The organism is Sulfitobacter sp. HI0040 (assembly GCF_001634885.1).
GTDB lineage: Bacteria > Pseudomonadota > Alphaproteobacteria > Rhodobacterales > Rhodobacteraceae > Sulfitobacter.
The window spans coordinates 1-10,467 of sequence record NZ_LWEX01000554.1; the positions used below are offsets into that span (position 1 = coordinate 1).

Annotated in this window: 9 protein-coding genes; all 9 read right to left on the reverse strand. The window is 63.2% G+C overall.

Translation table 11 applies throughout. The features are described from left to right. Nucleotides 1–870: iron-containing alcohol dehydrogenase (locus A3728_RS20460; protein WP_067928054.1), on the reverse strand; the 870-nt coding region annotated here is incomplete at its 3' end. Nucleotides 871–873: 3 nt separating this feature from the next. Beyond that, nucleotides 874–2,406 (reverse strand): glycerol kinase GlpK, encoded by a 1,533-nt coding sequence (glpK, locus tag A3728_RS20465; protein ID WP_067928057.1) that lies wholly within the window; start codon nt 2,404–2,406, stop codon nt 874–876. 111 nt (nt 2,407–2,517) lie between these two features. Beyond that, entirely contained in the window at nt 2,518–4,230 is a 1,713-nt protein-coding gene (locus A3728_RS20470) for an ABC transporter substrate-binding protein (RefSeq protein ID WP_067928060.1), read from the reverse strand. Between the two features lie 90 nt (nt 4,231–4,320). Then, complete coding sequence (locus tag A3728_RS20475; RefSeq protein ID WP_067928064.1) at nt 4,321–4,593, reverse strand: DUF2160 domain-containing protein; 273 nt, start codon at nt 4,591–4,593, stop codon at nt 4,321–4,323. 24 nt (nt 4,594–4,617) lie between these two features. After that, entirely contained in the window at nt 4,618–5,484 is an 867-nt protein-coding gene (locus A3728_RS20480) for a carbohydrate ABC transporter permease (RefSeq protein WP_067928066.1), read from the reverse strand. 1 nt (nt 5,485) lies between these two features. Beyond that, a complete protein-coding gene (locus A3728_RS20485) occupies nt 5,486–6,355 on the reverse strand; it encodes a carbohydrate ABC transporter permease (protein WP_067928069.1) in 870 nt (289 codons plus the stop codon). Between the two features lie 292 nt (nt 6,356–6,647). After that, nucleotides 6,648–7,721 (reverse strand): ABC transporter ATP-binding protein, encoded by a 1,074-nt coding sequence (locus tag A3728_RS20490; RefSeq protein WP_067928072.1) that lies wholly within the window; start codon nt 7,719–7,721, stop codon nt 6,648–6,650. 14 nt (nt 7,722–7,735) lie between these two features. Continuing rightward, entirely contained in the window at nt 7,736–8,824 is a 1,089-nt protein-coding gene (locus A3728_RS20495; protein WP_067928075.1) for an ABC transporter ATP-binding protein, read from the reverse strand. 11 nt (nt 8,825–8,835) lie between these two features. Next, nucleotides 8,836–10,431, reverse strand: coding sequence for a glycerol-3-phosphate dehydrogenase (gene glpD, locus A3728_RS20500; protein WP_067928078.1), 1,596 nt, complete (start codon nt 10,429–10,431; stop codon nt 8,836–8,838). Nucleotides 10,432–10,467 lie beyond the last annotated feature (36 nt).

The window sequence follows — 10,467 nt, forward strand, 5'->3', positions numbered from 1 at the left end:
ACGGTTGACGGCAAGGGCATCCGCCAGAAGCCGCCCACAGATCGCCCCATGCGCCCCGCCCCGGCCCCCGATGACCGATGCCAGCCCATGCACGATGCCCAGCCCGGAGTTGGCCAGCGCGAGACCGCTGAGATAGCTCGCCCGCGCCATCGTATCGCGCGCGGCGGGGCATTCCCCCTGCGTGAGCCGTTTCAGGGCGCGAATGGCATCCGGCAAGGTATCGCGGCAGAGCGCGTCGGTGACCGGGTTGGCCCGGTTGCACAGGTAGCTTTCGGCAAGCTGGGTGATGGCGTCGAGCCCGCTCGCCAGTGTGAGCGCCATGGGAGCATCGTCCGTCAGGGCCGGATCGACGATGGCCAGCGTGGGCACCAAGCGCGTGTCCCGCAGGCTGACCTTCAGCCCCCGCTCCGGCACGCCCAGCACCGCGTTCCGGGTCGCTTCGGCGCCCGTGCCAGAGGTCGTCGGGACGGCGGCGAAGGGCAGCGGGGGTTCCAGCACCTCGGCGGGTTGCCCGTCGAGCCCCAGATAATCGGCAGGATCGCCCGGGCTGGGGCAGAGACCGGCAAGCGCCTTGCCCAGATCGATTGTGGCACCCCCGCCGACGGCGAGGATACAGTCCGCGCCGAACGCGCGGGCCTGCTGCCGCGCGTCGCGTACCTGGTCAAGGGTGGGCTCGCCCGAGGAATGGATCACCTCAAGTGCGAGACCCGATGCTTCCAGCTCCGCGCGCAGATCGTCGACCCAAGGAACGGAGCGTCCGCGCACCAGCACCATCCGGCGGCCCAGCTGCCCCGCCAGTTCAGCGGTACGATGGCGGCAGTCACGTCCGAAAAGGGTGCGCGCCGGCGACGTCAGGGCAAAGGGCTCCATCGGTCAGAAGCGCATGGTGGCATCGACGGCCCGCCCCCAGGCCGCATATTTGCGCGCGCGGGTGTCGTCATCCATCTGCGGCTCGAAGCAACGTTCCAGCGCCCATGTCTTGGCGAATTCCTCCTGATCCGGGCAAACCCCGGCCCGGTATCCCGCCAGCCACGCGGCGCCCATCGCGGTTGTTTCCAGAACCTTCGGCCGGTCGACGCGTGCCCCGATGATGTCAGACAGGAACTGCATGGCGAAGTCAGAGGCGCTCATGCCGCCGTCTACCCGCAGCGTCGCGGTGGAAGAGATATCCCGTAGCGTCGCGCCGCCGCCGGTGCCGCCCGCCAGACCTTCCCGCTCACAATCCGCCTGCATCGCCTGAAGCAGATCGCAGGTCTGGTAGCCCACGCTTTCCAGCGCTGCCCGGGCAAACTCCTCGGGGCCGGAATTGCGGCTCAGCCCAAAGATGGCACCCCGGCATTCGGCGTTCCAATAGGGTGCCCCCAACCCGGTAAAGGCCGGGACCAGAACAACGTTCTGCGTCGGGTCCGACCGCTCGGCGAGCGGTTGCGTCTCTTTCGCCTCACGGATGATCTTCAGCCCGTCGCGCAGCCATTGCACCACCGCCCCGGCGATGAAGATCGATCCCTCAAGCGCGTAGGTCGGTTTGCCATCCAACTGGTAGGCAATGGTAGTGAGCAGCCGGTTCTGCGACGTGACGGGCGTATCGCCGGTGTTCATCAGCGCAAAGCAGCCGGTCCCGTAGGTCGATTTCAGCATGCCCGGTTTGAAGCAGGCCTGCCCGACGGTCGCGGCCTGCTGATCCCCGGCGATGCCGCGGATCGGGATGGGGCGACCGAAAAGATCGGGGCGCGTCTCGCCGAAGTCGGCGGCGCTGTCGCGCACCTCGGGCAGGATCGCGGGCGGTATCCCCAGTTTGTCGCAGATCGTGCGGCTCCAGCGGCCCTTGCGGATGTCATAGAGCATGGTGCGCGCCGCGTTTGTGGCATCCGTCGCATGGACGGCACCACCGGTAAGGTTCCAGACCAGCCAACTGTCCACCGTACCGAAGGCGAGTTTGCCCGCCTCGGCCTTTTCGCGCGCGCCCTCGGCGTGCTCCAGCAGCCAGGCGAGCTTGGTGGCACTGAAATAGGGATCGAGCAGCAGGCCGGTCCGGGCGGTCACGGTCTCCTCGAAGCCTTCGTCCTTCAGCTTGCGGCAGAGGGCCGATGTACGCCGGTCCTGCCAAACGATCGCGTTGTGAATGGGTCGGCCCGTTTCACGGTCCCAGACGATCGTGGTCTCGCGCTGGTTGGTGATGCCGATGGCGGCAATGCCCTCCGCGCGCCCGCCCGCCTTTTCGATGGCGGCACGGCAGGTCGCGGCGGTGGTGGACCACAGGTCAGCCGGGTCATGCTCCACCCAGCCGCTGTCGGGATAAATCTGCGGAAATTCTTCCTGCGCCGATGCGATGGCGTTCAACCCTTGATCGAACAGCACGGCACGGCTGGATGTGGTCCCCTGGTCGATGGCCAGAATATGCGTCATGGATCACCTCGCTTCTGAGGGATGTTTATGGGCCGTCCGGCCCGTGCAGTTCAAGCGGGGTATCCCGTGGAATGACCGGGGCCCACAGGGGGCCCCGGTCGCAGACAGGGCTTACTGCCAGGACTGGATCAGTTCGTCATAGCTGACCGTCTTGGGTTCCTCGTCTTCGTTCTCGAGCTTCGGATAGGGCGCGCCTTCCTGGGCGAACCAGTGCTCCGCGTCCATTTCCTCGTTCAGCTTGGGACCGATATCGCCCTGAATACCGGCACGCTCCAGACGCTCCAGCACCTTTTCCTGATCGGCGCAGAGTGCATCCAGCGCTTCCTGGGGTGTCTTCGCACCGGACATGGCGTCGCCGATGTTCTGCCACCACAGTTGCGCCAGCTTCGGATAGTCCGGAACGTTGGTGCCGGTGGGCGACCACGCAACGCGCGCAGGTGAACGGTAGAACTCCACCAGACCGCCCAGCTTGTCCGCACGCTCGGTAAAGCTGTCATGCTGCACCGTGGACTCGCGGATGAAGGTCAGGCCGACGTGGGACTTCTTCACATCCACCGTCTTGGAGGTGACGAACTGCGCGTAGAGCCATGCGGCCTTGGCGCGATCCACCGGGGTGGACTTCATCAGCGTCCAGGAACCGGCATCCTGATACCCGACCTTCTGGCCTTCTTTCCAGTAAACGCCATGCGGGCTGGGTGCCATGCGCCACTTGGGCGTGCCATCCTCGTTCATCACCGGCAGGCCGGGCTTCACGGTGTCGGCGGTGAAGGCGGTGTACCAGAACATCTGCTGAGCGACGTTGCCCTGCGCGGGGATCGGACCGGCTTCGGAGAAGGTCATACCCGCGGCTGCCGGGGGCGAATATTTCTCCAGCCATTCGATCGCCTTGGTCACCGCATAGACCGCCGCGGGCGAGTTCGTCGCACCGCCGCGTGCCACACAGGAACCGGTGGGCTGGCTGTTCTCGTTCACACGGATGCCCCATTCATCGACCGGCAGGCCGTTGGGTTCACCCACGTCTCCCATGCCGGCCATGGACATCCACGCATCGGTGTAGCGCCAGCCGAGCGACGGGTCCTTCTTGCCGTAGTCCATGTTGCCGAAGACTTCGCCCTCGACACCCATGTGGCTGAGATCACGCCCGGTAAAGAATTCGGCGATGTCCTCATAGGCAGACCAGTTGACCGGAACGCCGAGTTCGTAGCCGTACTTCTCCATGAAGTCGGCCTTGTTCTTCTCGTCGTTGAACCAATCGTAGCGGAACCAATAAAGGTTCGCGAACTGCTGGTCCGGCAACTGATAGACCTTGCCGTCCGGGCCGGTGGTAAAGCTGAGACCGATGAAATCATCGAGATCGAGCGTCGGCAGGGTCACGTCGCTGCCCTCGCCCGCCATCCAGTCCGTCAGGTTGCGCGCCTGCTGATACCGCCAGTGGGTACCGATGAGGTCCGAGTCGTTGATGTAGCCGTCGTAGATGTTTTCGCCCGACTGCATCTGCGTCTGCAGTTTCTCCACCACGTCGCCTTCGCCGATCAGGTCGTGTGTGACGTTGATCCCGGTGATGGCGGTGAAAGCGGGTGCAAGCACCTGGCTTTCGTATTCGTGTGTGGTGATGGTTTCGGAAACGACCTTGATGTCCATGCCTTCGAAGGGCTTGGCGGCATCGACGAAGAACTGCATCTCCGCTTCCTGTTCTTCGCGGGTGAGCGTTGACAGGCCGTCGATCTCGTTGTCGAGGAACTCCTGCGCCGCCTCCATATCCGCAAAGGCAGGACCCGCGAGGATCAGCAGCGCTGCCGTGGTTGATCTGAGGTTGAGGTTCATTGTTGGTGTCCTCCCTTTTTGAACCGTTTGTCGAGGATGTGGTCGAAACGTGGGCGGGCGTCCTCTGCACCCGTCACGCTTTCCCGATCGTCAGACCCAGCGGAACACCGCCGCGGCATAGACCAGGCAAAGCAGAAGCGCATAGGGCTGCCCCTCCCCCACGAGGCCGAGCCACGCGAGGTTGATGAAGGCCGACCCCAGCAAAGTGATGAACAGCCGGTCCCCGCGGGTCGTCTCGATCCGCAGGATGCCGGTGCGAGGCGTTTCGGGAAACTTGATCGCGAGGATCGTGAAAGTGATCAGCAGCCCCGCGATGACGGCGAAGAATATCGCGGTGGGCCATGTCCATGCCATCCAGTCCATGAAACGTTCCTCCCTCTTGCTGGCTCAGACGCGCCCCAGGGCAAAGCCCTTGGCGATGTAGTTGCGGACAAAGTAGATGACCAAGGCGCCCGGCAGGATCGTCAGGATGCCTGCTGCGGCCAGCACGCCCCAGTCGATCCCGCTGGCACCCTGTGTGCGCGTCATGATCGCGGCGATGGGTTTCGCATCGACCGTGGTCAGCGTGCGGCTCAGCAGCAGTTCGACCCATGAGAACATGAAGCAGAAGAACGCCGCGACGCCGATCCCGCTCGCGATGAGCGGCATGAAGATCTTCACGAAGAACCGGGGGAAGGAGTAGCCGTCGATATAGGCTGTCTCGTCGATCTCCTTCGGGACGCCGCGCATGAACCCTTCGAGGATCCAGACCGCCAGCGGCACGTTAAAAAGCGTATGCGCCAAAGCCACCGCGATATGGGTGTCGAACAGCCCCACCGATGAATAGAGCTGGAAGAACGGCAGCGCGAAGACCGCAGGCGGCGCCATCCGGTTGGTCAACAGCCAGAAGAACAGGTGTTTGTCGCCCATGAAGTGATAGCGCGAGAACGCATAGGCGGCAGGCAATGCGACGGCGAGGGAAATGATCGTGTTGATCGTCACGTAGATGATCGAATTGACGTATCCCATGTACCACGCCGGATCGGTCAGGATCGTAGCGTAGTTGTCAAAGGTCAGATCGCGCGGGAACAGGGTGAACTCGTTCAGGATCTCCGTGTTCGTCTTCAGGCTCATGTTCAGCAGCCAGTAGATCGGCAGCATCAGGAAGAGCAGATAGAGCGTCATCACGACGACGCTGGTCTTTACCTTGAACCTGCGCCGGGTATTGCTGCCCTGCGCCGTCAGATCCTCTGGTATCGCTGTCGCGTCCGTCATCCTACATCCCCTTCCGGTCGAGGTTCGTCATCACCGTGTAGAACACCCAGGAAATCAGCAGGATGACGAGGAAATACATGATCGAGAAGGCCGCCGCCGGGCCAAGGTCGAACTGGCCGAGCGCCATCTTCACTAGGTCGATGGACAGCAGCGTCGTGGCGTTGCCGGGGCCACCGCCCGTCACGACGAAGGGTTCGGTATAGATCATGAAACTGTCCATGAAACGCAGCAGGATGGCGATCATCAGCACGCCCATCATCTTGGGAAGCTCGATGAAGCGAAAGACCTTCCAGCGGCTCGCCTGATCGATCTTGGCGGCCTGGTAATAGGCGTCGGGGATCGATTTCAGCCCCGCATAGGCCAGCAACGCCACCAGCGAGGTCCAGTGCCAGACATCCATGACCACAATGGTCACCCATGCCGCCAGCACGTCCTGCGTGTAGTTGTAGTTGATCCCCAGCGCATCCAGCGTATAGCCCAGCAGCCCGATATCGACCCGCCCGAAGATCTGCCAGATGGTGCCCACCACGTTCCATGGGATCAGCAGCGGCAGTGACATCATCACGAGGCAGAAGCTGGCCCAGAACCCCGATTTCGGCATGTTCAGCGCCACGAAGATACCCAATGGCACCTCGATCGCGAGGATGATGCCCGAAAACATCAGCTGGCGCCCCAGCGCGTCCCACATACGTTCGGAGGACAGCATTTCCTCGAACCATTCGAGCCCGGCCCAGAAGAACTGGTTGTTCCCGAAAGTGTCCTGCACCGAGTAGTTGACCACCGTCATCAGCGGAATGACCGCGGAAAAGGCCACCAGCAGCAGTACCGGCAGGACGAGGAACCATGCCTTTTGGTTGACTGTCTTTTCCATCAGGCGGCTCCTCTGCGGTTGGCTGGGTAGTGCGGCAGGCTATGGGGTGATTGCTCCTGCATTGTGGGCGTTACCCCGCGGGAGCCGAAAGTTACCTGGCGCGCCCGCGCCATGCCCGACCTCCCCCCCGGGAGGGCATTCATGCGGTACCCGGCGCGTGCCCGGCGTTCGTTATTTTGTAACGCTACCGACGCACCAGGCATTCTCGGCCTCCCTAGGTCGGGCATGGCGCTTATCTGCCGGTGTGTCCTCGAGGCGGACGAAGCTGCGACGGCTCGGAGCAAACGAACGCTCATGCCGCCCCCCTGACCAGCCAGTCATTGGCATAGACGTTCACATGATCCCGCTCGAAGGTGACACGGTTCATGTCGGCGCTGATCCGGTCGTCCTCGCCCGCGATGATGTTGATGTCGTTCCCGAAGAATTCGGCGCGGATGATCTTGTGGCGGCCCACGTCCTCCACCCGGCGCACCTTCACGGGCAGTCCCTCGCTCTGGGAAAGGCGGACGTATTCGGGCCGCACGCCGATCTCAACCTTGCCATCTAGCGGTTTGTAGCCTTGCGAAAGCTCCACATAGGAGCCGTCCACATAGGCGCGGTTGCCGTCGATCTTCGCGGGGATCACGTTCATGCCCGGCGAGCCGATGAAATAGCCCACGAAGGTATGTTCGGGCCGCTCGAAAAGCTCCTCCGGCGTGCCGATCTGCACCACGCGGCCATCGTACATCACGACCACCTTGTCGGCGAAGGTCAGCGCCTCGGTCTGGTCATGGGTGACATAGATCATCGTATGGCCGAAATCGTGGTGCAGCTTCTTGAGCTGGGTGCGCAGTTCCCACTTCATATGCGGATCGATCACGGTGAGGGGCTCGTCGAAGAGCAGCGCGTTCACGTCCTTGCGCACCATGCCCCGGCCGAGGCTGATCTTTTGCTTGGCATCCGCCGTGAGGCCGCGCGCCTTGCGGTTCAGCATGTCCTCCATGCCGATCATCCGCGCGATCTCCTGCACGCGGGTGGCGACGTAGGATTCGTCCCGGCCCCGGTTGCGCAGCGGAAAGGCGAGGTTATCGCGCACCGTCATCGTGTCGTAGACCACCGGAAACTGGAAGACCTGGGCGATGTTGCGCTCCGCCGTCGGCGCATGGGTCACGTCCTGCCCGTCGAAAAGAACCCGCCCCTGACTGGGCTGCAGAAGCCCCGAGATGATGTTGAGCAAGGTGGATTTGCCGCACCCGGAGGAGCCGAGCAGGGCATAGGCCGCGCCATCGTCCCAAACGTGGTTCAACTCCTTCAGGGCAAAGTCATCCTCTCCCGTCGGGTTGGGCAGGTAGGAATGGGCGAGGTTGTCGAGTGTGATCTTGGCCATCTGTCAGTTCCCCTTCAGGCCGCCAGCGCATAGGCGGCTGGTGCGACCAACTTGCCGTCTTCGCTGAAGATGTAGACATGGCGCGGATCTAGCCAGACGGTCAGCGCCTCGCCGAGGGCAAGGTCATGCACCCCATGCACCAGCCCGACCCAGCGATCCCCGTGATGATCGAGATGCACGAAGGTTTCCGACCCGGTCAGTTCCGTCACCTGCAGCGTCGTGGCGAATTCCAGCGCGTCACCCGCATGCTGCCCGATTTCCAGATGATTGGGCCGGAAGCCCGCCTGGTAGCGACCATCGGCCAATTCGGCGAGCTTGCCCTGCGCGGGGGCGCTTTGCCCCTTGCCGAACATGATCCGGTTACCCGTCTTGGAGATCTGGAGGAAATTCATCGGTGGGTCGCTGAAGACGCGGGCGGTCGTGGCGTCGACCGGCTGGCGGTAGACCTCCGGCGTAGGCCCGAACTGCGTGACCTTCCCCTCCCAGAGGGTTGCGGTCTTGCCGCCCAGCAGCAGGGCCTCTTCGGGTTCCGTGGTGGCGTAGACGAAAATCGCGCCCGAGGCTTCGAAGATCTTCGGGATCTCGACGCGCAACTCCTCCCGCAGCTTGTAGTCAAGATTGGCGAGCGGCTCATCCAGCAACACAAGGCCTGCGTTCTTGACCAGGGCCCGCGCCAATGCGCAGCGCTGCTGCTGCCCGCCCGAGAGTTCAAGCGGCTTGCGATCCAGCATCGGGGTCAGCTGCATCAGATCCGCCGCTTCACGCACACGGCGATCAATCTCGGCCTTGCTCTCGCCCATCAGGCGGATGGGCGAGGCGATGTTGTCATAGACCGTCATGGAGGGGTAGTTGATGAACTGCTGATAGACCATGGCGACCTTGCGGTCCTGCACCCGCTGCCCGGTCACGTCCTGACCCTGCCAGAAAATCTGCCCGGTGGCGGGCACGTCCAGCCCGGCCATCAGCCGCATGAGAGAGGTCTTGCCCGATGTGGTCGGCCCCAGCAGGACGTTCATCGTCCCCTGCTCCAGCGTGAGGTCGGTGGGATATATGTGGGTCTGCCCTTCGACAGTCTTTGACACGCCCCTGAGTTCCAGCGTCATCGGTTCTCCTCCTATTCCGCGGCGGCGGGGGTGCTTCCCGCGCGTTGAGCCATCCAGTCGGCCAGGGTTTGCGCCTGCTTCGCGCTGAGGCGAAGACCCAGCTTGCTGCGCCGCCACAGGATGTCTTCGGCGGTGCGGGCATATTCCCGTTGCATCAGCCAGATCACTTCGGCCTCCGTCAGCGTCGCTCCGAAATCACGGCCCAGATCGCGCGCCTCCCCGGCGCCGCTCAGGACTTTCCGCGCTTCGGTCCCATAGGCCCGCACCAAGCGGCGCGCCCAGAACTGATCGAGGAAAGGATGCGCCTCTTGCAGCTCTTGCACAAGATTTTCCACGCCATCGACGGGGAAGTCCCCGCCCGGAAGCGGCACACCGGCTGTCCAGGAACCTTTCGCGACCGTCAGATGTTTGCCGATCTTCTCCAGCGCGCTGTCGGCCAGCCGCCGGTATGTGGTGATCTTGCCGCCGAATATGTTCAGCACAGGCGCACCGCCCGCGGCGTCGATCTTCAGCGTGTAGTCCCGTGTCGCCGCCGTGGCGCTGCTGGCCCCGTCATCATAGAGCGGCCGCACCCCGGAATAGGTATGCACGACGTCATCCGTGGTCAGTTGTCGCTTGAAATACTGGTTGGCGAAATCGATCAGATAGGCCTGTTCTTCCGGGGTACATTCAGGTTTCCGGCCGGGGGCGCTATGCTCGACATCGGTCGTGCCGATCAGGGTAAAATCGGTTTCATAGGGTATGGCGAAGATGATCCGCCCGTCCGTGCCCTGGAAGAAATAGCATTTGTCATGATCGTAGAGCCTGCGGGTCACGATATGGCTGCCCCGCACCAGCCGAACGCCTTCGCGGGAATTCAGGCGGATACGCGTCTGGATGATGTCACCGACCCATGGGCCGCCCGCGTTAACGAGCATCCGGGCCCGGTACACCTCTGTTTCGTTTTCGCTATTGCGCGTTTCGATCCGCCAGTGATCGCCTTCGCGCGCCGCGCTGATGACTTCCGTCCGGGTCAGGATACGCGCCCCGCGCGCTTCGGCGTCCCGGGCGTTGAGCACGACGAGCCGCGCATCCTCCACCCAGCAGTCGGAATATTCGAAAGCCTTTTCGAACCGCTCCTGCAGGGGCGCGCCCTCTGGCGTGCTGCGCAGGTCCACCGTGGAGGTCGGCGGCAGGATCTTCCGCCCGCCGAGATTGTCGTAGAGAAACAGGCCAAGACGAATGAGCCACGCGGGCCTGCGCCCCTTCATCCAAGGCATGAACAGGTTGAGCAATTTGGACGTGGGTGTATCCGTTTCGAAACGCATATCTTCATGATATGGAAGGACGAATCGGCGCGGCCAACTGATATGCGGCATCGCCTTCAGCAAAACCTCACGCTCGATCAGCGCCTCACGCACAAGGCGGAATTCGAAGTATTCCAGATACCGCAGACCGCCATGAAAGAGCTTGGTCGATGCTGAAGACGTGGCCGAGGCCAGATCGTTCATTTCCGCCAGCGTGACAGACAGGCCGCGACCCGCTGCATCCCGCGCGATGCCGCATCCGTTGATGCCACCGCCGATGATGAACAGGTCCGTCAGCTTGTCTTGCGCCGATGCTGTCACGCGGCCCCCTCCCGAGACGCCTGCCCCCGCCCCGCA